This is a genomic window from Mesorhizobium sp. WSM4841, assembly GCF_055811515.1.
This window is the reverse complement of record NZ_JBVVQC010000010.1, coordinates 78,560-102,071: the sequence shown is the minus strand read 5'-3', so window position 1 is coordinate 102,071 and position 23,512 is coordinate 78,560. Positions and strand designations below refer to the sequence as shown.

The window sequence follows — 23,512 nt, the reverse complement described above, 5'->3', positions numbered from 1 at the left end:
AGCCGGTCCGGTTACCCGACGAACTGGCGGGCGAGGACCAGCACAGCGGCGCCGGCCAAAAACATCGCCATAAGCCCGCCGCGCAGCGAGACCAGCCCGGCGACGATCAATGCCGCCCATTCCGCCGGCCCGGCGCCAAGCGCCGCGGGCGCCACCAGCGTCGTCAACACCGCGGCAGGCACGGCGTTCAGCCCGGCCTCGACGCGCGGATGGATGTTTTCGAAGCGCGAGATCACCAGATGGCCGCCGATGCGGGTCAGATAGGTCGCAATCGCACCGGCGATGATGATCCACAAGGTTGTGCTCATGGCCGCGCCTCCACACCACTGTGGTGCGGCGGCAGGATGACTGCGAGCAGCACGCCGGCCACGGCGCCAATGGAGACGTGCCAGGGCGAGCCTACCGTCTTGTAGGCGATGATGGAGGCAGCAGCACTGGCGACGACCACCGGCAGCCATAGGGGCCGTTTGCGAAAGCTCATGACCAGTCCGAGAAAATAGATCGGCAGCAGGAAGTCGATGCCCAGCGCATGTGTGTTAGGAATGAGCTTGCCGAACACCGCGCCAAGCGCGCTTTCGGTCACCCAGAACACGTAGACCGGCAGACCAAGTCCCATATACCAGGCGAAGCCGACCGTTTCGCCGGCCTCTGCCTTGCGCTCGGCCACCGCGAACTGCGGATCGGTCAGAATGAAATAGCCGACGGCCTGCTGCATAAGCGGCCAGTGCGCGATGCGCCGGCCGATACCCGCCGAGTAGAGCACATGGCGGAAATTCACGGCGAAGATCGACAGCACGATCAGCCATGGCGCGACATGCTGCCCGAACAATTCGATGCCGACCATCTGGCTGGCGCCGCCGAAAACCATGGCGCTCATCAGGAAGGCTTCCAGCACCGAAAAACCGTTGTCGACGGCAAGCGCCCCGAACAGCAGTCCAAACGGCGCCGCCGCCACCACGACGGGCAAGCTGAGCCGCACGCCTTGCCAGAAATCGCTTTTTGCGCGGTTTTCGGAGATTGCTTCCGCCGACATCAGCCACTCCTTAGAGCGCCGCTCGTCCTTTTGGACGAGCAAAGGACGCTCTAACACTTTGAATCCACGCATCGGGCCATCCGAAAATCGATCCCGATTTTCGGGCCGATGCGGGGGGAAAGGCCGTATGTAGGGAGCGCCGCCAGCCTTGTCACACCAATTCGCTTGAGCCAATGATCAGCGGAAATGATCGCTGGAACGCAGCCAGTCTACTCGACCTGGCCTTCGATCGCCCTGCCCCAGTCGAGCAGCGGTCTTGCCCGCAAGGCGAAATCGACAAGCTCGTCGACCAAGGCCGGCCCATGGATTCCAGCAGGGTCGATTTCGTGCCGGACGGCGAAATGCCGGTTGCGGATGGCCGCGGCGAGATCGGCGTCCGTGACATGCTCGAAGCCGCGTGGCGCTCGCTTCATGCAACCTTCCGCATCGAGTTCGAGACGATTTTGCTTCAGCGCCTTGATCAGCGCCCGGAATTCACCCGGCCGCGTCGCAATAGCCCGGCGCATCGCCAGGAGCAGCTCCGGCCCGGGCTGCCACCAGGCAACGCCGGCAAAGCAGCGGTCGAGCCCAATGTAAACGAAGAACACGCCCTGCTCCATCTTGGTGCCGTCGGGTGAGAGAATCGCCGACAGATGCCGGTTGTAAGGACTTTTGTCCTTGGAGAAACGCACGTCGCGATTGATCCGGAACAGCGACTTCTTGCGATCGCCGCGCAAACCCAGCCCCGCTGCCGCGAAACGCTCGGACAGCGTTTCGACCAGATCGCCGAAGGGGTCGCGCAGCTCGCGTTCGAAGAGGTCGCGATTTTCCAGAAACCACTCCCGGCTCTGATGAAAATCGAGTGCCTTGAGGAAAGGAATGGCCTTTTGGCCGAACCCGTTAAATGCCACCGTCACGACTTGCCGATCCGCGCCAGCCACGCATCCTCGTCGATCACTTCGATGCCGAGCTCGTTGGCGAGCTTGAGCTTGGAGCCGGCACCTGGTCCGGCAACGACGAGATCGGTCTTCTTCGACACCGAGCCGGCGACCTTGGCGCCGAGCTTTTCGGCCATCGCCTTGGCCTCGTCGCGCGACATCTTCTCCAGCGCACCGGTGAAGACCACCGTCTTGCCGGAGACCGGCGACGACACGCCACCGACCGGCTCCTCGTCGAGCACTGTGACTTCCGCCAGCAATGCATCGAGCGCCTGCCGGTTATGGTCTTCGGCGAAGAAATCGACCACCGCTTCGGCAACGATCGAGCCGATGCCGTTGATGCCGTTCAACTCCTGCCAGGCAGCGTTTCCAGGGTCACCCTTGCCGGCCGGCATGACGGCGTTTTGCCCGGCTTCGCGGAAAGCGGCAAAGGAAAGGAAATGGCGGGCCAGCCGCTTGGCATTGGTCTCGCCGATGTGGCGGATGCCGAGCGCATGGAGGAAGCGCGAGAACTCGACCTGCCGCCGATCGTCGATTGCCGCGAACAGCTTGCGTACCGAGGTCGCGCCGAAACCGTCGACATTCTCGAGCTTGGTCAATGATGCTGCCTGCCGTGCCTTCAGGGTGAAGATGTCGGCCGGCGAATAGATGCGCAGCGACGGATCCTCGGCATGGAAGAAGAACTCAATCTGCTTCTCACCGAGCCCCTCGATATCAAAAGCACCTCGAGACACGAAATGACGCAGACGCTCCACTGCTTGCGCAGGGCATATCAATCCGCCGGTGCAGCGCCTGACGGCTTCACCCTCCTCGCGCACGGCGTGGCTGCCGCAGGCCGGGCAAAGCACTGGGAAAGCATATGGCATACTGTCGGGCGGCCGCTTCTCCAAGACCACGTCGATGACCTGCGGGATGACATCGCCGGCACGCTGGATGCTCACCGTGTCGCCGATGCGAATGTCGCGGCCTTCGCGGATCGGCTGGCCGTTATTGCCGATGCCTTTGATGTAGTCCTCATTGTGCAGCGTTGCGTTGGTCACCACGACGCCGCCGACCGTCACCGGCACCAGCCGCGCCACCGGGGTCAGCGCGCCGGTGCGGCCGACCTGGATGTCGATGCCGGTCAGGATCGTCGTCGCCTTCTCGGCCGGGAATTTGTGCGCGATCGCCCAGCGCGGCGAGCGTGAGACGAAGCCCAGCCGCTGCTGCAGCTCGAGGCTGTTCACCTTGTAGACGACGCCGTCGATGTCGTAGCCGAGCGTCGCCCGGTTGGATTCGATCAGCCGGTATTGTTCGAGCAGCCCCTCGACGCTGTCGAACAGCTTCATCAGCGGATTGACCCTGAAGCCGAAACGCTCGAACGCCGCCACCATGCCCATCTGCGTGTCGGCGGGCATGGCACTCACCGCGCCCCAGGTATAGGCAAAAAACCGCAGCGGCCGGCTGGCGGTGATCGACGTGTCGAGTTGGCGCAAGGAGCCTGCTGCCGAGTTGCGCGGATTGGCAAAAACCTGCTTTCCGGCCTCGGCATTGCGGCGATTGAGTTCGGCGAAATCGGTGAGGCGCATATAGACCTCGCCCCGCACTTCCAATACTTCGGGGAAATCCCCCGAAAGCACATTGGGAATCTCGGCGATGGTGCGGGCGTTGGCCGTCACATCCTCGCCGACCTGACCGTTGCCACGCGTTGCTGCCGTCACCAGCCGTCCGGCCTCGTAGCGCAGCGACAGCGACAGGCCGTCGATCTTCGGCTCGGCCGTCATGGCCAGCGGCGCGTCGGCGCCGAGCCTGAGGAAGCGGCGAATGCGGCCGACGAAATCGATCACATCCGCATCGGCAAAGGCGTTGTCGAGCGACAGCATCGGGATGGCATGGACGATCTTGCGGAATTTTTCCGAGACCGCCGCGCCGACTTTCCGAGAGGGCGAATCCTCGCGCACAAGGGCGGGAAACCGCTGCTCGATGGCGAGGTTGCGCCGCCGCAGCGCGTCGTAGGCCGCGTCCGAAATCGTCGGCGCGTCCTCGGCATGGTAACGCTGGTCGTGAGCGGCAATGTCCTCGGCCAGCCGCTTCAGCTCGCTGGCTGCTTCACTTTCACTGAGCGAATCGACTGGTTTATCGGACATGCACGGCTCCTCGACGCATGACCCCGAAGACCGGAACGATTTTCGGGGTCATGCGCAAAATCAAATTGCTTCAGCGTCCCTTGCGCGTCCGAGAGACCGCGCGGCGCTTCAGCGGTGGCGCGCCACAATAGATCAGGATTTTGGGAAAATCATTCCTGAACAGCAGGATGGAGCCACATCCTGACTCGATCCACAACGCCAAGCATAAGCTCTGCTATGCTGCGGTATTTTCGCGAAGCAGTCGCTCGGCCGCCGCACGCGCCTCGTCGGTGATGGTCGCCCCGGCCAGCATCCGCGCGATCTCTTCCTGGCGTGCCGCGCGGTCCATCTCGGCGATGCCGGTGGCAACACGATCGGCGCCGCCGGATTTGGAGATCAGGAAATGCGTCGCCGCGCGTGCCGCCACTTGCGGCGCGTGCGTAACCGAAAGCACCTGCACGCGCTTCGACAGCCGCGCCAGCCTTTGGCCGATGGCGTCCGCCACCGCGCCGCCAACGCCGGTGTCGATTTCATCGAAGACCAAGGTCGGCGCCGAGCCGCGGTCGGCCAGCGCCACCTTCAGCGCCAGCAGGAACCGCGAAAGCTCGCCACCGGAGGCGACCTTCATCATCGGGCCCGGTCTTGTGCCGGGATTGGTGCGCACCCAGAACTCGACCTGGTCGATGCCGTCTTCCATGCGGCTCTCGGCCTCACTTGCCATCTCGACGATGAACGCGGCCCGTTCGAGCTTTAGCGCCGGCAGTTCGGCCATCACCGCCCTGGTCAATCCGACCGCCGCCGCATGGCGAAGCGACGAAAGCTGTGCCGCGGAAATGTCGTAGGTCTCACGCGCGGCGGCGGCTTGCTTCTCCAGCCCGTGCAGGCGCTCCTCGCCGGCGTCGAGATCGGCGAGATCGGCGGCCATCGTGTCGCGCAATTGCGCCAGATCGTCGACCGCCACACTGTGCTTGCGTGAGGCGGCGCGCAGCGAAAACAGCCGCTCCTCGGCTTGTTCCAGCCGCCGCGGATCGTATTCGGTGGCGCGAAGTGCCGCTTCCACGCCCGATTGCGCCGCGTCGAGCGACAGCATCGCCTCATCGAGCGATTTGACCAGCTCGTCGAGCAGGCCGGGCGCATCGGCCACCTTGCGCTGCAGTCGCCGCAACAGGCTGGCGAGTTGCGGCAGGGGCGAGGACGGTCCCGAGAGCACATCTTGCGCGTCATGGATTTCCGAGGCGATCTTTTCCGCCCGCATCATAGAGGCGCGCAATTCGGCAAGGTCGGCTTCCTCGCCCGGCTGGGGGTCGAGCTTCGTCAATTCGGCGACCGCGGCGCGCAGATAGTCGGCCTCGCGGGCGGCCGCCTCCACCTTGGCGCGGTGCCGCAAAAATTCCTGCTCGCAGGCCCGCCAGTACCGCCATGCCTCGCCAGTCGCCCGCACAGCGCCGAGATGACCGCCAAAACTGTCCAGCAATTCGCGATGGGCGCCGGGATCGACCAGGGCACGCTCGTCATGCTGGCCGTGGATCTCGACAAGCGCGTGACCGACGTCGCGCATCAGCGTCACGCTGGAAGGCTGGTCGTTGACGAAGACGCGGGTGCGGCCGTCCGCCGTCTGCACGCGCCGCAGGATGATGTCGCCATCGTCCTCGATGGCGTTGTCGGCAAGCAGTATGCGGGCAGGATGGTTGCGCGGCACGTCGAACACCGCGATGACCTGGCCCTGTGCCGCGCCATGCCGCACCAGCGAGGCGTCACCGCGCGCGCCAAGCGCCAGCGACAGCGCGTCGAGCAGGATGGATTTTCCAGCGCCGGTTTCGCCGGTCAGCACTGAAAGACCGGACGAGAAATCGATGTCCAGCTTCTCGATCAGAACGATATCGCGGATCGACAGCCTGGAAAGCATGGTGGCGCGCCGCTCAGGCGCCGGTGATCAGCTTCCCGGCCTTGGCGATCCACGAGCCGGCATTCTCGCGCGGCTCGAGCCCACCAGTCTGCAGGAGCTTGTAGGAATCCTTGTACCACACGCTGTCGGGATAGTTGGTGCCGAGCACAGCCGCGGCAGTCTGCGCTTCCGATGTCAGCCCCATCGCATAATAGGTTTCGGTAAGGCGCGCGAGCGCTTCCTCGACATGACGCGTGTTGGAATAGGTCTCCACCACGAGGCGGAACCGCTTGACGGCGGCGATATATTCACGGCGCTCGAGATAGTAGCGGCCGATCTGCATCTCCTTGCCGGCGAGCTGGTCGTTGGCGAAGCGGATCTTTTCCTTGGCGTCGTCGACATATTCGGAATCGGGCCAGCGCGTCACCAGCTCCTGCATCGTCTGCACGGTCTGACGCGCTTCCTTCTGGTCCTGGGTGACATCCCTGATTTGCCGGTAATAGCTGAGCCCGATGATGTACTGGGCATAGGCCGCGTCATCGGTCGACGGATAAAGCGTGAGATAGCGCTTGGCCGAACCGATCGCCTCGGTATAGTTGCCCTGGCGATAGTCGGCAAAGGCGCCCATCACCATCGATTTGCGGGCGTATTCGGAATAGGGATGCTGGCGGTCGACCGCACTGAATTTGCGGCTCGCCTCCTGCAGGCGCCCGGCATTCAGATTGGCGAGACCCTGATTGTAGAGAACGTCGGCCGGCTCGGTCTGCTCGACATAGGTCGACAGGTCGACATCCTTCTCGGACGACATGCAGGCCGACAGGAACAGCGATGGAACAACCACCGAAAGCGCCAGGAAAACAGCCCGATGCGGCGCTTTCGATTGACCAATTCGCTTGAAGAACATGATTGGATTCCGCCCTTTCGGCGTCATTTCAGTCGTCATTTCGCTCTGGGGCAGCAGGCATAACCATAATCGCCGTGCCCGGCAACGCTATCTCCGGCCAATCGCACATTTTTGTGGCAGCCTGGCGCAGCCTGCACACTTGCGTGATTTCGCCGGCCAATGATGCATTCATGCAACACCGGCCGGCAGCCATAAAACCCGAAAACGTTAAGATTCAGATCATCCAGGGCGCGTAGACAGGCGCATAGACGGCGCTCATCTCGGCGGTACGGCCGCGCTCGCGGCGTGTCGTCTCGACGATCTCGAACGCCGAACGGTCCGACAAAAGGCGGCGCAGCGCTGCCGCATTCAGTCTGTGGCCGCCGCGATAGGAACGGAAGCAGCCAATGAACCGGGCGCCGGCCAGCGCCAGATCGCCCATGGCATCCATCGTCTTGTGGCGCACGAACTCGTTGGGATAGCGCAAGCCTTCCATATTGATCACGCGGTTGTCGTCGCCGATCACCAGGGAGTTTTCCAGCGAGGAGCCGAGCGCATAGCCGGCTGCCCACAGCCGCTCGACGTCCTTCATGAAACCAAAGGTACGGGCCCGCGCGATATCGCGGCGGAAAATGTCGGCGTTCATGTCGGATGCGAACAGCTGACGGCCGATCGCTGGACTTTCGAAATCGATCTCGATCTCGAAGCGCGTGCCGTCATAGGGCCTGAACTCCGCCCAGGAGGCACCGTTCTCGATGCGAACCGGCTTGACCACACGGATATAGCGGCGCTTGACCGGCAGCGTATCGATGCCCGCCTGGTCGATCGCCTCGACGAACGCCATGGCGCTGCCGTCAAGGATCGGAACCTCATGGCCGTCGATCTCGATGACGACATTGTCGATGCCGAGCCCGAAAAGCGTGGCCATCAGATGTTCAACGGTGGCGATATGCTCGCCTGCCGGATCGCCGAGCATGGTGCAGAGATCGGTGGCGCCGACCTCGGAAACGAGCGCACGGAACTCCCGGTCTTCGCTTCCATTCGAAAGCTGGAACACGACACCCGTATCAGCGTCTGCCGGCAGGAAATGAACGGTAACGGGATTGCCGCTGTGAACGCCGGTGCCGGTCAGCGTTGCACGCGATCTAAGTGTCGTCTGATAGTCGTGCAAAACAAACCCCATAGCCCATACTGCCTACGTCCGCTTCATTAGCCCAAGGGCGCGGCTCTTTGATCGGCAGGCAGGGCCACTTCCCCGAATCCCAGCAAACCGAAATTGATCGGGGCGAAGATAGTGGTCCAGCAGGAAGTCTCCAAATCACGGTTTCTTACTCTCTGTAACCGCAATCCGCAGCGGATACGGTCTCGTAACTCCCTGTTTTACAAGCACTTTTAATATTAACAGGCAAACAATTTCTTGTCTGCCTGTTAACAACTGTTACGGACCGTTAACAGGTCAGTTGGCCTGGCGGCGCAGGAATGCCGGAATCTCCAGCTGATCGTCTTCCTGGACAGCCCTGCTCTGCGGCGTCAGCCGGCCCTGGTCGTCCAACTGGCCGCGGCGTGGCGCGTAAAGCTGCGGATCCTGGCTGGCAAGGCGGCGCACTTCGGGTGCCGCCTGGCGCAGTTTCGGCTCACGCGGCTGCGCCGGCTGCAGCCGTGCAGGTTCTTCTTCGCGGCGGGTAAGGCCGTTGGTCAGGCGCTTGAGCAGTCCCATCGGGCCGCTGTTCTCATGGTCGGCCGGGCGGCCCTTGGCTTCCACTTCGGCTTTCACCACCGGCGGAAAGTCCTCGACGCGCGGCATGCGCTGGGGCGCTGCGGCTACCGGCTGAAGCACTTCACGCTGCGGAACAGGCTGCATCACCTGATGCACGATCGGCTGCGGCTGGGCCGGCGGCACCTGGAAGATCTTGCTCTGCGGACGGAAATCTTCCGCTTGGGCAGCCGGCGCGGGAGGCGCCATCGCCGCGGCATTTGCCTCGGCAAGCTGGATCGCCTCGGCTACAGGATCGGCGGCGCGTGGCTCGTAGCCGCCGTGCTGGACAGGCGCCGGACGGCTTTCCGTGACCGGAGCGGCCGGGCGATTGGCCGGCTTTGGCGGGGCCGTGCGGATGGCGATCGGCGCGGCGGCGATTTCAGCCGCCGATTTGTCGATGCCGGTGGCAACCACCGAGACGCGGATGACGCCTTCGAGATCCTCGTCGAACGTCGCACCCAGAATGATGTTGGCTTCCTGGTCGACCTCCTCGCGAATGCGGGTCGCGGCCTCGTCGACTTCGAACAGGGTCAGGTCGCGGCCGCCGGTAATCGAGATCAACAGGCCCTTGGCGCCCTTCATCGAGGTCTCGTCGAGCAGCGGGTTGGCGATCGCGGCTTCGGCGGCGGCCATGGCGCGGCCCTCGCCGGAAGCTTCGCCCGTCCCCATCATCGCCTTGCCCATCTCGCGCATGACCGAGCGGACGTCGGCGAAGTCGAGGTTGATCAACCCTTCCTTGACCATCAGGTCGGTGATGCAGGCGACGCCGGAATAGAGCACCTGGTCGGCCATGGCGAAAGCGTCGGCGAAGGTCGTCTTGTCATTGGCCAGCCGGAACAGGTTCTGGTTGGGGATGACGATGAGGGTGTCGACGCATTTCTGCAATTCCTCGATGCCCAGATCCGCCGTCTTCATGCGGCGCTGGCCTTCGAAATGGAACGGCTTGGTGACGACGCCGACGGTGAGGATCCCTTTTTCGCGGGCTGCACGTGCAACGACCGGCGCGGCCCCCGTGCCGGTGCCGCCGCCCATGCCGGCAGTGACGAAGCACATATGGGTGTTGGAGAGATGATCGACGATCTCGTCGATGCATTCCTCCGCCGCCGCGCGCCCGACCTCCGGCTGCGATCCCGCACCCAGGCCCTCGGTGACATGCGCGCCGAGCTGGATCAGGCGATCCGCCTTGGACATGGTCAGCGCCTGCGCGTCGGTATTGGCGACCACGAACTCGACGCCGCGCAAGCCGGCGGTGATCATGTTGTTGACGGCATTGCCGCCGCCGCCGCCGACACCGAACACGGTGATACGCGGCTTGAGCTCGGTGATATCCGGCTTCTGCAGATTGATGGTCATTGTCTCCGTCCTTTGCCTTTCCCGCCGCTTCGCCGCTGCGGCCGCCTATGGGGCTGTCCCCGTCAATTTAAAAACTGTCTCTCAACCACTGACTCATTCGATGCAGTTTTCCGCCCGTTCCGGTCATCCTGAGACCAGAAATTCCTTTCGCCGGATGGCTCTCGAAATTCGCCATCTGCGGATAGATGAGAAGCCCGACCGGCGTCGAGAAAGCCGGCCCCTTGGCCGCCTCGGGCAAGCCCGCCACACCGAGCGGACGGCCGATGCGCACATTGCGTCCGAGAATGCGGCGCGCTGCCTCGGGCAGGCCGGAAAGCTGGCTGGCGCCGCCGGTCAGCACGACGCGCTTGCCGACGGCGTTGCCGTAGCCGGACCTGTTCAGCCGGTCGCGCAACAGTTCGAGCGTCTCGTCGATGCGTGCGCGGATAATGCGCGTCATCACCGAACGCGGTATCTGCAGCGGCACCTCGCCATCCTCGCCGATCGGCTGTATCGAGACCAGGTCGCGGTCGTCCGCACTGCCGGGCAGCGCCGAGCCATGCATCACTTTCAGCCTCTCGGCGGCGTCGAGCGAGGTCGACAGGCCCTTGGCCATATCCAGCGTGACGTGGTTGCCGCCGATGGCGATGGCGTCGCCATGGACGAACTTGCCTTCCGAAAACACCGAGATCGTCGTAGTGCCGCCACCCATGTCGATGCAGGCTGCGCCCATTTCGAGTTCGTCGTCGACCAGTGCGGCAAGCCCGCTGGCATAGGGCGTCGCCACCATGCGCTCGACCGACAGGTGCGAACGGTTGATGCAAAGCTCCAGATTGCGCAAGGGCGCCGCATCACCCGTCAGCACATGCATGTCGACGCCGAGCTGGTCGCCGACCATGCCGCGCGGATCACGCACGCCGCGCTCGGCGTCCAGCGAAAAGGCGACGGGAAGCGAATGGATCACCTCGCGCTCGGCCCGCAGCGCCTGCTTGGCGCCGGCGGCAAGCACACGCTTGATGTCGGCCTCGTCGGCCTCATGGCCACCGAGATTGATGGTTGCCGAGAAGCTTTCGCTCTTCAGCCGGCCGGCCGTCATGTTGACGATCAGTGAATCGACGGTCAGGCCAGCCATGCGCTCGGCGGCATCGACGGCAAGACGGATGGCGTGCTCGGCCCTATCGAGATCGATGACGACACCCGATTTCACGCCTTGCGATTTCTGGTGGCCGATGCCGATCACCTGGATGCGATGCGAGCGTCCGCGCAGCAGCATGCCGTCCTCGCGCGGCTTGAGCTTGGCCACGACGCAGCAGACCTTGCTCGAACCGACATCCAGCACCGTCATGATGCCGGACCGGCGCGACGAGGCATCGCTGTTGCCGCCAAGCCAGCTCATATCTTCGTCTCCGCTTTGCGCTTCGGCATTTTCGGCTTTTCATTGAGCGCAGCCTCGCGCTGCGTCGCCGCTTCCGGCGTCAACTGGACGACGAGGCGATCGGAAAGGCGCATGTCGACGGCGGCGATGTCGCGCGTCAGCAGCCCGTTCTCGCGGTCCATCCTGACCAGATCGGCGATCGCCTGGTCCTCGCCATCCTCGGGAAGCTTGACGGTGATGCCATTCTCCAGCTTCAGGTCCCAACGCCGTTCGCCGATGCGGATATAGCCTTTGACCCGCGCGGCAAGCTCTGGGTATTTTTTGATCCTGGCCAGGAAATCGGGCGCTTTGGCCGGCGCGCCGGTGCCGATGATCAACGGCAGCAGCGACTGCCTGCCGCCGGAGAATGGCGCGATCACGGCGCCGGACCGTTCGATGACGGAAAGCTCGCTGCCCTGCTGCCAGAGCGCAAAGGGCTCACGCTCCTCGATGCGCACCTCCAGCGTGTGCGGATAGACCTTGCGCACCGCCGCAACCTCGACCCAGGGCAGCGTGGTTATGCGTTCCCGCGCGGCTTCGGCGTCGAAGCCGATCAGCGACGTCCAGCCATCGAGCTGCATCCTGTCGAGAATGTCGATCTCGGAGGTCGCGCGGTTGCCGACGACCTTGATCTGGTCGACGGCGAAGCCGGTGCGGGCGGTGATGCCCTGGACGATGCCGTCGACATGCCCGCCGAGATAGGCGCCATAGGCACTGCCCGATACGAGCAGCGCCGCCGACAACATGGCTGCGGAAAAAGGCGGCGCCTCGAAGTCGTCCTCGCCCAGACGCGCCAGCACGCGCGCCGGCCGGCGAAGCAGACGCGGCAGCACGAAATGGTCGAACGACAACGAAACGCCGAACAGCGTCGGCCCGGCCGCGCCCTTCCCCTTGCCCTGTCCCCACTTCAACGCAGACACGAAGCGTCCTCCACCATCCAACTCAACAAATCGCCGAACGAGTGTCCCGCCTGCACGGCGATCTCAGGCACCAAGGATGTCGGCGTCATGCCCGGCTGAGTGTTGATCTCGAGCCAGACAATTTCGCCGTTCTCGGAGTGTCGATCATCATAACGGAAGTCCGACCGGGAAACGCCCCGGCAGCCGATAGCTTGGTGAGCCTTGAGCGTCAGTGTCTGTATTTTTTGGTAAATATTCGGTGAAATTTTTGCAGGGCATTCGTGTTTTGATCCGCCCGCGACGTATTTTGAATCATAGTCGTAGAAGGAATGGCCGGTCGGGATGATCTCGCAGACGCCGAGCGCCACATCGCCCATCACCGCGCAGGTCAACTCCCGCCCGTGCACGTAGCGCTCCACCATGACGGTATCGCCATACTTCCAATCGGACGAACCGATGACCTGCGGCGGATGCGACTGACCTTCGTGCACGATGACGACGCCGAAGCTCGACCCCTCGTTGACTGGCTTGACGACATAGGGCGGCTTCATCGGGTGCTTGTTCTGGATGGCGAAGCGATTGACCACCTTCGATTCGGCAACCGGGATGCCGACAGACTTGGCGATCTTCTTGGCTTGTTCCTTGTTCATGGCAAGCGCCGAGGCGAGCACGCCGGAATGGGTGTAGGGGATGGCAAGATATTCGAGGATGCCCTGTATGGTGCCGTCCTCGCCGAAAGGGCCATGCAGCGCATTGAAGGCAACATCAGGCTTGAGCTCAGCCAGCACCGATCCGACATCGCGCGAGACGTCGACGCGACTGACCTGGTAGCCTTCCTTCTCGAGCGCATCAGCACAGGCATTCCCCGAGGACAAAGACACGGGCCGCTCGGACGAGAATCCCCCCAGAAGGACGGCCACGTGCTTGCTTTTCATTCCCGTCATTCCCTCTCACGGCGGGCCCTTCACGGCGGGTCTGCATCTTACATGCCCCGGAAAGGGCCACACACTTAAACGCTCGGAGCAGTCCCTGCTCTCATGGTTCCGCAACATCGAGTCCTCGAGCCTCCCGGCAGGTTGCCCCTGACGGAAAAACGCTGGCAACGCGTCGAAACGACTCAAATCAGGAAACGCTTCAGGGCAGAGAATCAGAGAGTTGATTCACTGGCAAGTCCTTACGATTCCGAGAGATTCACTTTCGGCAAAAACGGCAGCGAAAACTGTGTTGTGAGTCTTTAGAGCAACTGTCCGAGGAACTCCTGGACCTCGTGCCCCGGCCGGAAATTGCCGATGCGCTTGATTTCCCAATGCAGCCGGATGCCCGACTTTTCGAGCACACGCGTGCGCACCGTCTCGCCGAGATATTCGAGGTCGTAGCCGGTCGCGGTTCCCGTGTTGATCATGAAGTTGCAATGCATCGGCGACATCTGCGCGCCGCCGATCATCAGCCCCCGACAACCAGCTCTGTCGATCTCCTTCCAGGCCGAGGTGCCCGCCGGATTCTTGAAGGTCGAGCCGCCGGTCTTTTCGCGGATCGGCTGCACAGTCTCGCGATGATGCTGGACGGCGTCCATCGCCGCCTGGATCGCGGCCTTGTCTGCCAAAACCCCTTCGAACACAGCCGATGTGAAGATCAGCCCGGCAGGTGCTGCCGAATGGCGATAGGCGTAGCCCATATCGGCGTTGCTCAGCGTATGCACATTGCCCTTGCGGTCGAGCGCCCGCACCTCGACGACGCGCTCGCGCGTCTCGACGCCAGTGGCGCCGGCGTTCATCCTCAGCGCACCACCGATGGCACCCGGAATGCCGTGGTAAAATTCGAAGCCGCCTATACCAGCCTGATAGGCGACAGCGGCAAGGCGCTTGTCGGGCGTGGCGGCACCCGCCTTGATTGTGGTCGGCGCAATCACTTCGGCCTCGCCAAAGCCCTTGGCCGAAAGCCGGATGACGAAGCCCGCAATACCGCCGTCGCGGACAAGCAGATTCGAGCCGATGCCGACGATGGTCAGCGGTATCTCTTCGGGCACTGCTCTCAGGAATGTGGCGAGATCGTCCTCGTTGGCCGGCTGGAACAGCGCGTCGGCCAGTCCGCCGGCGCGAAACCAGGTGATCTTGTCCATCTCGGCATTGGGCGTGATGCGGCCGCGCAGGCCGGCAAGCCGGCCGCCAAGCTTGTCGATCAATGCCTGGCCGCGCATCATGAGGCAGTACCGCCGAGTTCCTTGGGCAGCGCGTAGGCCCATTGCGTGATGTTGCCGGCACCAAGGAAGACGATGAAATCGCCTGGTTTCGCCAGATCGCGGATAACCGGCGCAATCGCCGTGGGGCCTTCGATGTAGCGCGCGTCGCGATGGCCGCCGGAGCGGATGCGCGACACCAATGCTTCGGACGTCACCCCGTCGATCGGCTCTTCGCCTGCCGCATAGACCGGCGCCACCATCACCGTGTCGGCATCGTTGAAGCAGACGGAAAACTCGTCGAACAGGTCGTGCAGCCGGGTGAAGCGGTGTGGCTGGGCAATGGCGATGACGCGACCCTTGGTGGCATCGCGCGCCGCCTTCAGAACCGCCGTGATCTCGACCGGATGGTGGCCGTAATCATCGAACACATCGACGCCGTTCCACGAACCCGTACGGGTGAAGCGCCGCTTGACGCCGGCGAAGGACGACAGGCCCTTCCTGATCGCCTCGGCCGAAAGGCCGAGCTCATGCGCCACAGCGATCGCCGCCGTCGCATTGGCGACATTGTGACGGCCGGGCATCGGCAGGCGCAGGCCTGAGATCGTCGACTGGCCGCGGCTCTTGCGGTCGCGGATCACCACGTCGAATTCCGAGATCGGGCCGTTCATGCGGTGATTGGTGAAACGCACGTCGGCCTGCGCGTTCTCGCCATAGGTGATGACGCGCCGGTCCTCGATGCGGCTGACCAGCGCCTGAACCTCCGGATGGTCGGTGCACATGACGCCGAAGCCGTAGAACGGCACGTTCTCGACGAACTGGCGAAAGGCCTCGCGCACCTTGTCGAAGGAGCCGTAATGGTCGAGATGCTCGGGATCGATGTTGGTGACGACGGCAATCTCGGCCGGCAGCTTCAGGAAGGTGCCGTCGCTCTCATCGGCTTCGACCACCATCCATTCGCCATCGCCCATGCGGGCGTTGGTGCCGTAGGCATTGATGATGCCGCCATTGATCACGGTCGGATCGAGACCGCCGGCTTCGAGCAGCGTCGCCACCATCGAGGTCGTCGTCGTCTTGCCATGCGTGCCGCCGATGGCCACAGCCTGCCGGAAGCGCATCAGTTCGGCCAGCATCTCGGCGCGACGGACGATGGGAAGCAGTTTCTCGCGTGCGGCCTTCAACTCCGGATTGGATTTCTTGATCGCCGTCGAGACGACCACCACTTCGGCATCGCCGATATTATCGGCGTGATGACCGACAAAGCACTCGATGCCCTTGTCGCGCAGCCGCTGCACATTGGCGCTGTCGGCCTGGTCGGACCCTTGCACCTTGTAGCCGAGATTGTGCAGCACCTCGGCGATGCCGCTCATGCCGATACCGCCGATGCCGATGAAATGCACGAGGCCGATCGTCTGCGGCATCTTCATGCGTGCGTCTCCTTCCTGAAGTCCGATACGCTTTTCTTCGACGCAATAGCCTCTGTCAGATCGGCGAGCAACCGTGCAGCGTCCGGTTTTCCGGCCGATTTCGCCGCCGCTGCCATTGTGGTCAGCCGCTCCGGATCGTCCATCAGCGCCCCGACGAGCGCAGCGATGCGCTCGGGCGAGAGCGAGGATTGCGGATGCACTTCGGCGGCATCTGCCGCTGCCAATGCCGCGGCATTGGCTGCCTGGTCGTGGTCGAGCGCGTGCGGATAGGGCACCAGCAGCGCTGGTCGGCCGATCACCGCGATTTCCGATACGGTCGATGCGCCGGATCGTGACATCACCAGATGCGCCGCAGCCATGCGCGCCGCCATGCCGGTGAAGAAGGGCGACACCTCAGCCTCGACGCCAAGGGCGGCATAAGCCGCCTTCACCCGCTCGACATCGTCGGCACGGGCCTGCTGCGTGATATCAAGCCGCTTGCGTTGTGCGTCGGAAAGCTGTGCTACCGCCGCTGGCATTGCGTCGGAAAAGAACTGTGCGCCCTGGCTGCCGCCGAACACCAGAAGGCGGAACGGCTGCTCCCCGGTCGACGCCGCATAGGGCGTCTTTGCCGCCTCCAGCACTTGCGGCCTGACCGGATTGCCTGTCGTCACCGTCTTGGCGCCCGCAGCGCTTGAATCTTCCGGCAAGAACCCGCCGGCGATGGCATCGACGCGGCCGGCAAGCGCCCGGTTGGCGCGCCCCATCACCGCGTTCTGCTCGTGGATCAGCGTCGGCACCTTGCGCCGCGTCGCCGCATAGAGCGGCGGCAGCGTCGGATAACCGCCGAAACCGACCACGACGGCTGGCTTGATCCGGCCGATCACGGCGGATGCCTGCCGCACGCCACCCCAGATTTTCCAGAAGGCGGCGAGCACGGCAAAAGGATTTTTCGAACTCATTGTCGCCGACTGGATCGGATGGATGCCTGCGGCCGGAAACTGGCCGGCAAAACGCTCGGCACGATCATCGGTGGCGAGATGCACCGTCCAGCCGCGCCTGATCAGTTCGTGCGCCAGCGCCTCGGCCGGGAAGAGGTGCCCGCCAGTGCCGCCGGCCGCCAGAAGGATCGCGCCTTTCGACATTTCATTCCGCCGGCATGGCGCGCTGCGACGGTGCGAATCCCAACTGCTTGCGCTTTTCCGGCCGCTTGCGCGTCAGCGCCAGCACCATGCCCATCGAGATGGCGATGGCGATCTGCGAGGAGCCGCCATAGGAGATGAACGGCAAGGTCATGCCCTTGGCAGGCATCAGCTGCAGATTGACTGCCATGTTGATGACCGACTGCAGACCGAAAACCGTGACCAGGCCGCCAACCGCATAGCGTGTGAAATCGTCCTGCTCCTTGAGCGCGGTGCTGAGGCCGCGCAGCACGATGAAGGCGAAGATGGTCATGATGAAGAAGCACATGATCAATCCGAACTCCTCGCCGGCCACCGAGTAGACGAAATCGGCATGGCTGTCGGGAATCACCCGCTTGACGGTGCCCTCGCCCGGCCCGACGCCGAACCATCCGCCGTTGATCAGCGCATCGCGGCCCATGTCGACCTGGAACGTATCGCCCTCGCCGGTCATGAAGCGATCGATGCGGCCGGCGACATGCGGGAACACCGTATAGGCGGCGAACACGCCGCCGATGCCGGCAGCGCCCAGCGCGATGATCCACAGCCATGGCAGTCCGGCCATGAAGAACATCACCCCCCAGGTGCCGAGCACCAGCATGGTCTGGCCGAAATCAGGCTGCGCCACCAGCAGCGAGATGACGAGGGCCAGCAGCAGCATGGCGAACAGATTGCCCGGGATGTCGGGCTGGCGCTTGTGTTCGGCAAACAGCCAGGCGCAGATGACGACGAAGGCCGGCTTCAGGAATTCCGACGGCTGGATCGACACGCCGGCGAGCGACACCCAGCGCCGCGCGCCCTTCACCTCGACGCCGATATAAAGCACCGCCACCATCAGCACCAGCATGATGCACAACATCGCCAGAGCCATGCGTCTGATCTGCCGCGATTCCAGGAAGGAGACCGCCAGCATCACGCCAAGTGCGGGAATGGTGAAGATGATCTGCCGTGTGGCGAAGTGGAAACTGTCCAGGCCGATGCGCTGGGCCACCGCCGGGCTTGCCGCGAAGGACAGCACGATGCCGAGCCCCATCAGCGACAGGAACGCAGCCAGGAACCAGCGATCGATCGTCCACCACCAGGTGGCAACCGGGCTTTTGTCGAGACGACTTTGCATTACCGTGTCCCTCCGATGAGCTTCACGCCATCAATACTGCTCGCAGCTTGCCTGAAGGCTTCGCCGCGCACTTCGAAATTCTTGAACTGGTCGAAACTGGCGCAGGCCGGCGAAAGCAGCACCACCACCTCGCCGTTGCCATCATCCCTGGCCGCGTCGCTTGCGGCGTGCTCGACTGCTGCCGCCAGCGTGCCGGAGATCTCGTAAGGCACTGCCTCGCCGAGCGTCGCCGAGAAGGCTGGTGCGGCCTCACCGATCAGATAGGCTTTGGCGACGCGCGGAAAGAGGCCGCGCAACGGCTCGATGCCACCCTCTTTCGGGAGCCCGCCGGCGATCCAGTAGATGCGCGGAAAGCTGGACAGTGCGGGCGCTGCCGCATCGGCATTGGTCGCCTTGGAATCGTTGATGAACAGCACATGGCCCTTGCGGCCGACCTGCTCCATACGGTGCGCAAGCCCGGGAAAGGTCTCCAGGCCCGACTGGATCTCGCCCAGCTCGAGCCCGACCTTGAGGCAGGCGGCGATAGCGGCCAACGCATTCTGCGCATTGTGCTGGCCGCGCAGCGAGCCGATGCCTTCGAGAAAGGCGATCCGACTATAACGGCCATGCACCGCCTCCATCAGGTCGGTGCCGTCGGCGAAATAGCCGTCGGTCAATGGCAGGCGCTTGGAAATGCGGATGACGTGCTGGCCTGCCCGTTCCAGCCGGTCGGCGAGCTGGGCGCACCAGGAATCGTCGACACCGACGATTGCCGTCTCGCTGCCGGCCGCCAGCCGTTCCTTGATCGCGGCGTAGTGCTGCATCGTGCCATGACGGTCGAGGTGATCGGGCGTCAGGTTGAGCAGGACGCCGGCGGTCGGATTGATCGAGGGCGCCAGGTCAATCTGGTAGGACGAGCATTCCACGACATAGTGCCGCCCGGGTTCCGGCGGATCGAGCGTCATCACCGCGCGGCCGATATTGCCGCCCATCTGCGTGTCGCGTCCGGCCGATTTCAGGATATGCGCCGTTAGCGCCGTCGTCGTCGATTTGCCGTTGGTGCCGGTTATGGCGATGAAGGGTGCTGCCGGCGCCAGCAAGGTCCGTTGCCGGCAGAACAGCTCGATGTCGCCAATGATCTCGACGCCTGAAGCGCGCGCCAGCTCCACTGTCCAGTGCGGCTTCGGATGCGTCAGTGGTACGCCGGGCGACAGCACGAAGGCCGAGAACTTCGCCCAGTCTGCGCCGCGCAGATCGCCGGTCGCGATACCGACGGCCGCGGCATTGGCGACACTGCCGGGATTGTCGTCCCAGGCGAGCACGTCCGCCCCGCCTTCGATCAGCGCGCGCGCAGTGGCGATCCCCGAGCCGCCGAGCCCAAAGAGCGAAACGCGCTTGCCTGCAAAGGATGCGGCGGGGATCAAGCGACCTCCTATCGGAGCTTGAGGGTCGACAGGCCGACCAGCGCCAGGATGACTGCTATGATCCAGAAGCGGATCACCACCTGGCTTTCGGTCCAGCCCAGCTTTTCGAAATGATGGTGGATCGGCGCCATCAGGAACACCCGCTTGCCGGTCATCTTGAAGTAGCCGACCTGGATGATGACCGACAGGATCTCGACGACGAACAGGCCGCCGACGATGACCAGCACGATCTCGTGCTTGGTGGCAACCGCGACCGTGCCGATCAGGCCGCCCAACGCCAGCGAGCCGGTATCGCCCATGAAGATCGCCGCCGGCGGTGCGTTGAACCACAGGAAGCCGAGGCCGGCGCCGATCACCGCGCCGAGGACCACCGCCAATTCACCGGTGCCGGGCACAAAATGGATCTGCAGATATTCTGCGAACACCGCATTGCCGGAGAGATAGGCAATGACGCCGAAGGACGCCGCCGCGATCATGATCGGCACGATCGCCAGCCCGTCGAGGCCATCGGTCAGGTTCACGGCATTGCCGGCGCCGACGATGACGAAGCATGAGAACGGGATGAAGACCCAGCCGAGATTGACGAGGAACTCCTTGGCGAAAGGAAAAGTCAGCGATGACGAGAACGGCGCCTGGCCGTTGTGCATGATCACCCAGGCGGCGATGCCGGCTATCACGAATTCAAGCGCCAGCCGCGCCTTGCCGGAAAAGCCGAGATGCGATTGCTTCGTCACCTTGAGATAATCGTCGTAGAAGCCGATCGAGCCGAAACCCAAGGTCACCAGCAGTACCACCCAGACATAGATGCTGGACAGGTTCGCCCACAAAAGCGACGAGCCGATGATGCCGCACAGGATCATCAGCCCGCCCATGGTCGGCGTGCCGGCTTTCTTGAAATGCGTCTGCGGCCCGTCGGCGCGGATCGGCTGGCCCTTGCCTTGCCGCAGCCTCAGCGAATTGATGATAGCCGGTCCGAAGATGAAAACGATCAGCGCCGCGGTGATCAGCGCGCCGCCGGTACGGAAGGTTATGTAGCGAAAGACGTTGAAGACCGAGATCTTGTCCGCGAATTCGACGAGCAGTGTGAACATGCGATTCGGTCCCCGGACCTGGCTCTAGGTCTGTTTGGCGGTTGTGGCTACCGCCGGAAATTTGCCGAGCAGTGCGTCGACCAACTTGGAAAACCCGATGCCTTTCGACGATTTGATCATCACCACGTCGCCGGGCTTCAGCGCCGACAGAAGCACCAGTTTCAGATCCTCTGCGCCGGCGCGATACTCCGTCTCGATCTCATCAGGCAGGATGTCGGCCAGCGCCCGCATTTCCGGGCCGGCGAGAAAGACCGTGCGCGTTTCTGTGCCGACGATGAGATCGGCAAGGGCCGCATGCAGCTTCGCCGAGTGGTCGCCGAGTTCGAGCATGTCGCCGAGCACCGCGATGCGCCTGCCTTCGCCCGACACCGGCGTCGCGTTGAGCAGCGCCATTGCTGCGCTCATCGACGCCGGATTGGCATTGTAGCTCTCGTCGATCAGCGTGATCGGACCCCTGGGGTGGCGCAGCACATGGCGCTTGCCGCGTCCGCGTTCGGCCGAAAGATCGGCCAGCGCCAGCGCTACCCTGGCGATGTCGGCCCCGACCAGATGCGCGGCGCCCAGCACGGCCAGCACATTCTGCACCATGTGGCGGCCCGGTGCGCCTACCCTGGCGGTGATCTCCTGTCCGCCGATCTTGGCGGTGATGACAGAATGATCGGCATGCAGCGCGCATTTGAGCAGTTTGAAGGTCGCACGGGCATTCTCGCCAAACCCGTAAATGTACTCGACGCCGGCGGCTCTCGCCAACTTGTCCAGAAGCTTCCAGCGCGGATCGTCGCGGTTGAGAAGGGCGGCACCGTCCGGTTCCAGCCCCTCGAAAATCTCGGCCTTGGCCTTGGCGATCTCGTCCAGATTGCGGAAGAAGCCTAGATGTGCCGCGGCGATCAGCGTGACGATGGCGACATGCGGCCGGACCATCTTGACCAGCGGCCGGATCTCGTCTGGATGGTTCATGCCGATCTCGAACACGGCATAGTCGCAATCCACCGACATCCGCGCCAGCGTCAGCGGAACGCCCCAGTGGTTGTTGAAAGACTGCGGCGACGCATGCACTTTGCCGACCGCGGACAGCACATGGCGCAGCGCTTCCTTGGTGGTGGTCTTGCCCGCCGAACCGGTCACCGCGATGACCTTGGCATTCGAGCGCGCGCGTGCGGCCAGCCCCAGCTTTTCCAGTGCGGCCAGCACGTCCTGCACGACGATCATCGGCGCCGTCAGCCGCCCGAGCGACGGCAGCTTGCCCTCGGCGACGACCAGCACGCCGGCGCCGGCCTTGATGGCAGCGGTCGCGAAATCATGGCCGTCCATCGCCTCGCCCTTGATGGCGAAGAAAGCATCGCCCGGCTCAAGGCTGCGGCTGTCGATCGAGATGCCGCTGATCCCTTCCGGCATCGGACCGAGCGGTCGTCCCCCCATGGCGGCGACGAGATCCTCGGAGGTCCACAGGAAGTTCATGCGACGCGCTCCTGGAGCGCGGCGCGGACTTCCTCATGGTCGGAAAAATGCAGCGTCTCGGCGCCGATGGTCTGGCCTTCCTCATGCCCCTTGCCGGCCACGATCAGCGTGTCGCCGGCATGGAGCATGGCGACCGCCTCGTGGATCGCCTTGCGCCGGTCGCCGATCTCGATGGCGCCGGGCGCAGCGGCAAGGATCGCGGAGCGGATCGTTTCGGGCACTTCCGAACGCGGATTGTCGTCGGTGACGAGGACGACATCGGCGAGCCGCGTGGCGATCTCGCCCATGATCGGCCGCTTGCCCCGGTCGCGGTCGCCGCCGCAGCCGAACACGACGATGACGCGACCGGTGGTGAACGGCCGCACCGAGGCCAACACGTTTTCCAGCGCGTCCGGCTTGTGCGCGTAATCGACATAGACCGGCGCACCGTTGGCAGTGGTGCCAACAAGGTCCAGCCGGCCCGGTGCGCCCTTCAATTTCTCCAACGCCATCAGGGCTTTGGCGGCAGGTGTTCCAGTGGAGATGGCGAGGCCCGCCGAAACCAGGGCATTGGCGATCTGGAAATCGCCGGCCAGCGGCAGGTCAATCTCGTGGAGAACGCCATCGACTTCCACCTCGGCACGCTGGCGGTGGCGCTCGTGCTCGACCCGCTTCAGTGTCAGGAACTCGCCGTGACGGCCGACCGTCAGCACATCCAGTCCCGCCGCCCTCGCCGCCCGGATCGTCGGCTCCGACCACGGATCGTCGGCAAAGATGACGGCCGGCGCGCCCTTCGGCAGCAGCGTATCGAACAGGCGCAGCTTGGCGCGATGATAGTCCTCGACTGTCGGATGATAGTCCATGTGGTCGCGGCCGAGATTGGTGAAGCCGCCGGCTGCAAGCTTCACGCCGTCGAGCCGGCGCTGGTCGAGGCCGTGGCTGGAGGCCTCCATCGATGCGTGAGTGACGCCGGCATCCGCCAGTTCCCGCAGCAGCCTGTGCAAATCTACCGGGTCGGGGGTGGTCAGCGAGCCATATACGTTGCGGCCCGGCGCCACCACGCCGGTCGTGCCGATCGAAGCGGCGGCAAAGCCTGACTGCTCCCAGATCTGCCTGGTGAAGGCCGCAACCGATGTCTTGCCGCTGGTCCCGGTCACCGCGACCATGGTTTGCGGCTGGCTGCCGAAGTAGCGGGCGGCACTCAGCGCCAGCGCCAGGCGCGGATCATCGACGGCGAGAACGGGCACCGGCAGCAGTCCGGCGACCGCACTGCCGTTGCCGGCCACGATCGCCACTGCGCCGCGCTTGGCGGCATCGGCGGCATAGGCCACGCCATCGGCCTTGGTACCGATGAGCGCGAAGAAGACCACGCCCGGTCCAACCTGGCGGGAATCCGACGAAATCCCGGTAACCTCCGTATCGAAGGAAGCTGTCCCCTCGACAGGCAGGATACCGGCTAGGTCTTTCAGCTTCATCG

General features: G+C 64.0%; 19 protein-coding genes. All 19 read right to left on the bottom strand.

What is annotated here, in order from left to right; translation table 11 throughout:
- Positions 1–11: 11 nt before the first annotated feature.
- Positions 12–308 carry an AzlD family protein gene (locus AC0L14_RS14665; RefSeq protein WP_077383210.1) on the bottom strand — a complete coding sequence of 99 codons (297 nt, stop codon included), beginning with the start codon at positions 306–308 and terminating at the stop codon, positions 12–14.
- The gene (locus AC0L14_RS14660; protein WP_473485257.1) at positions 305–1,033 is read right to left on the bottom strand and encodes an AzlC family ABC transporter permease; all 729 of its coding nucleotides are present in this window, start codon (positions 1,031–1,033) and stop codon (positions 305–307) included. The genes AC0L14_RS14665 and AC0L14_RS14660 overlap by 4 nt, the downstream gene beginning before the upstream one ends.
- 209 nt (positions 1,034–1,242) lie before the next feature.
- Entirely contained in the window at positions 1,243–1,929 is a 687-nt protein-coding gene (locus AC0L14_RS14655) for a DUF2461 domain-containing protein (protein ID WP_473485256.1), read from the bottom strand.
- Positions 1,926–4,076 (bottom strand): NAD-dependent DNA ligase LigA, encoded by a 2,151-nt coding sequence (ligA, locus tag AC0L14_RS14650; RefSeq protein WP_473485255.1) that lies wholly within the window; start codon positions 4,074–4,076, stop codon positions 1,926–1,928. The genes AC0L14_RS14655 and ligA overlap by 4 nt, the downstream gene beginning before the upstream one ends.
- A gap of 214 nt (positions 4,077–4,290) precedes the next feature.
- A complete protein-coding gene (gene recN, locus AC0L14_RS14645; protein ID WP_473485254.1) occupies positions 4,291–5,961 on the bottom strand; it encodes a DNA repair protein RecN in 1,671 nt (556 codons plus the stop codon).
- A 13-nt stretch (positions 5,962–5,974) separates the two neighbouring features.
- Positions 5,975–6,844, bottom strand: coding sequence for an outer membrane protein assembly factor BamD (locus AC0L14_RS14640; RefSeq protein WP_123152109.1), 870 nt, complete (start codon positions 6,842–6,844; stop codon positions 5,975–5,977).
- 214 nt (positions 6,845–7,058) lie between these two features.
- Positions 7,059–8,006 carry a UDP-3-O-acyl-N-acetylglucosamine deacetylase gene (gene lpxC, locus AC0L14_RS14635; protein ID WP_473749941.1) on the bottom strand — a complete coding sequence of 316 codons (948 nt, stop codon included), beginning with the start codon at positions 8,004–8,006 and terminating at the stop codon, positions 7,059–7,061.
- Positions 8,007–8,279: 273 nt separating this feature from the next.
- Positions 8,280–9,932, bottom strand: coding sequence for a cell division protein FtsZ (gene ftsZ, locus AC0L14_RS14630; RefSeq protein ID WP_473749940.1), 1,653 nt, complete (start codon positions 9,930–9,932; stop codon positions 8,280–8,282).
- A 67-nt stretch (positions 9,933–9,999) separates the two neighbouring features.
- Complete coding sequence (ftsA, locus tag AC0L14_RS14625; protein WP_473485251.1) at positions 10,000–11,307, bottom strand: cell division protein FtsA; 1,308 nt, start codon at positions 11,305–11,307, stop codon at positions 10,000–10,002.
- Positions 11,304–12,245 carry a cell division protein FtsQ/DivIB gene (locus tag AC0L14_RS14620; protein WP_473749939.1) on the bottom strand — a complete coding sequence of 314 codons (942 nt, stop codon included), beginning with the start codon at positions 12,243–12,245 and terminating at the stop codon, positions 11,304–11,306. Before AC0L14_RS14620 ends, ftsA begins: the two co-directional genes overlap by 4 nt.
- A complete protein-coding gene (locus AC0L14_RS14615) occupies positions 12,233–13,159 on the bottom strand; it encodes a D-alanine--D-alanine ligase (RefSeq protein WP_473526585.1) in 927 nt (308 codons plus the stop codon). Before AC0L14_RS14615 ends, AC0L14_RS14620 begins: the two co-directional genes overlap by 13 nt.
- Positions 13,160–13,458: 299 nt before the next feature.
- Positions 13,459–14,424 carry a UDP-N-acetylmuramate dehydrogenase gene (murB, locus tag AC0L14_RS14610; protein ID WP_473749938.1) on the bottom strand — a complete coding sequence of 322 codons (966 nt, stop codon included), beginning with the start codon at positions 14,422–14,424 and terminating at the stop codon, positions 13,459–13,461.
- Positions 14,421–15,827 carry a UDP-N-acetylmuramate--L-alanine ligase gene (murC, locus tag AC0L14_RS14605; RefSeq protein WP_473526583.1) on the bottom strand — a complete coding sequence of 469 codons (1,407 nt, stop codon included), beginning with the start codon at positions 15,825–15,827 and terminating at the stop codon, positions 14,421–14,423. The genes murB and murC overlap by 4 nt, the downstream gene beginning before the upstream one ends.
- Positions 15,824–16,951, bottom strand: a complete 1,128-nt coding sequence (gene murG, locus AC0L14_RS14600; RefSeq protein WP_473526582.1) for an undecaprenyldiphospho-muramoylpentapeptide beta-N-acetylglucosaminyltransferase — start codon at positions 16,949–16,951, stop codon at positions 15,824–15,826. Before murG ends, murC begins: the two co-directional genes overlap by 4 nt.
- 1 nt (position 16,952) lies before the next feature.
- Positions 16,953–18,104 (bottom strand): putative lipid II flippase FtsW, encoded by a 1,152-nt coding sequence (gene ftsW / locus AC0L14_RS14595; RefSeq protein WP_095494759.1) that lies wholly within the window; start codon positions 18,102–18,104, stop codon positions 16,953–16,955.
- Positions 18,104–19,507: a UDP-N-acetylmuramoyl-L-alanine--D-glutamate ligase gene (gene murD, locus AC0L14_RS14590; protein ID WP_473749937.1), complete on the bottom strand. Its 1,404-nt coding sequence runs from the start codon at positions 19,505–19,507 to the stop codon at positions 18,104–18,106. The genes ftsW and murD overlap by 1 nt, the downstream gene beginning before the upstream one ends.
- An 8-nt stretch (positions 19,508–19,515) precedes the next feature.
- The gene (gene mraY, locus AC0L14_RS14585) at positions 19,516–20,598 is read right to left on the bottom strand and encodes a phospho-N-acetylmuramoyl-pentapeptide-transferase (RefSeq protein ID WP_473749936.1); all 1,083 of its coding nucleotides are present in this window, start codon (positions 20,596–20,598) and stop codon (positions 19,516–19,518) included.
- Between the two features lie 24 nt (positions 20,599–20,622).
- Complete coding sequence (locus AC0L14_RS14580; protein ID WP_473485245.1) at positions 20,623–22,056, bottom strand: UDP-N-acetylmuramoylalanyl-D-glutamyl-2,6-diaminopimelate--D-alanyl-D-alanine ligase; 1,434 nt, start codon at positions 22,054–22,056, stop codon at positions 20,623–20,625.
- Positions 22,053–23,510: a UDP-N-acetylmuramoyl-L-alanyl-D-glutamate--2,6-diaminopimelate ligase gene (locus AC0L14_RS14575; RefSeq protein ID WP_473749935.1), complete on the bottom strand. Its 1,458-nt coding sequence runs from the start codon at positions 23,508–23,510 to the stop codon at positions 22,053–22,055. Before AC0L14_RS14575 ends, AC0L14_RS14580 begins: the two co-directional genes overlap by 4 nt.
- Between the last annotated feature and the right edge of the window lie 2 nt (positions 23,511–23,512).

Bases quoted from the DNA above. Each gene is read 5' to 3' on its own strand.
- AC0L14_RS14665 (WP_077383210.1), bottom strand. From the start codon at position 308: ATGAGCACAACCTTGTGGATCATCATCGCCGGTGCGATTGCGACCTAT.
- AC0L14_RS14660 (WP_473485257.1), bottom strand. From the start codon at position 1,033: ATGTCGGCGGAAGCAATCTCCGAAAACCGCGCAAAAAGCGATTTCTGG.
- ligA (WP_473485255.1), bottom strand. From the start codon at position 4,076: ATGTCCGATAAACCAGTCGATTCGCTCAGTGAAAGTGAAGCAGCCAGC.
- recN (WP_473485254.1), bottom strand. From the start codon at position 5,961: ATGCTTTCCAGGCTGTCGATCCGCGATATCGTTCTGATCGAGAAGCTG.
- AC0L14_RS14640 (WP_123152109.1), bottom strand. From the start codon at position 6,844: ATGTTCTTCAAGCGAATTGGTCAATCGAAAGCGCCGCATCGGGCTGTT.
- lpxC (WP_473749941.1), bottom strand. From the start codon at position 8,006: ATGGGGTTTGTTTTGCACGACTATCAGACGACACTTAGATCGCGTGCA.
- ftsZ (WP_473749940.1), bottom strand. From the start codon at position 9,932: ATGACCATCAATCTGCAGAAGCCGGATATCACCGAGCTCAAGCCGCGT.
- ftsA (WP_473485251.1), bottom strand. From the start codon at position 11,307: ATGAGCTGGCTTGGCGGCAACAGCGATGCCTCGTCGCGCCGGTCCGGC.
- AC0L14_RS14615 (WP_473526585.1), bottom strand. From the start codon at position 13,159: ATGAAAAGCAAGCACGTGGCCGTCCTTCTGGGGGGATTCTCGTCCGAG.
- murB (WP_473749938.1), bottom strand. From the start codon at position 14,424: ATGATGCGCGGCCAGGCATTGATCGACAAGCTTGGCGGCCGGCTTGCC.
- murC (WP_473526583.1), bottom strand. From the start codon at position 15,827: ATGAAGATGCCGCAGACGATCGGCCTCGTGCATTTCATCGGCATCGGC.
- murG (WP_473526582.1), bottom strand. From the start codon at position 16,951: ATGTCGAAAGGCGCGATCCTTCTGGCGGCCGGCGGCACTGGCGGGCAC.
- ftsW (WP_095494759.1), bottom strand. From the start codon at position 18,104: ATGCAAAGTCGTCTCGACAAAAGCCCGGTTGCCACCTGGTGGTGGACG.
- mraY (WP_473749936.1), bottom strand. From the start codon at position 20,598: ATGTTCACACTGCTCGTCGAATTCGCGGACAAGATCTCGGTCTTCAAC.
- AC0L14_RS14580 (WP_473485245.1), bottom strand. From the start codon at position 22,056: ATGAACTTCCTGTGGACCTCCGAGGATCTCGTCGCCGCCATGGGGGGA.
- AC0L14_RS14575 (WP_473749935.1), bottom strand. From the start codon at position 23,510: ATGAAGCTGAAAGACCTAGCCGGTATCCTGCCTGTCGAGGGGACAGCT.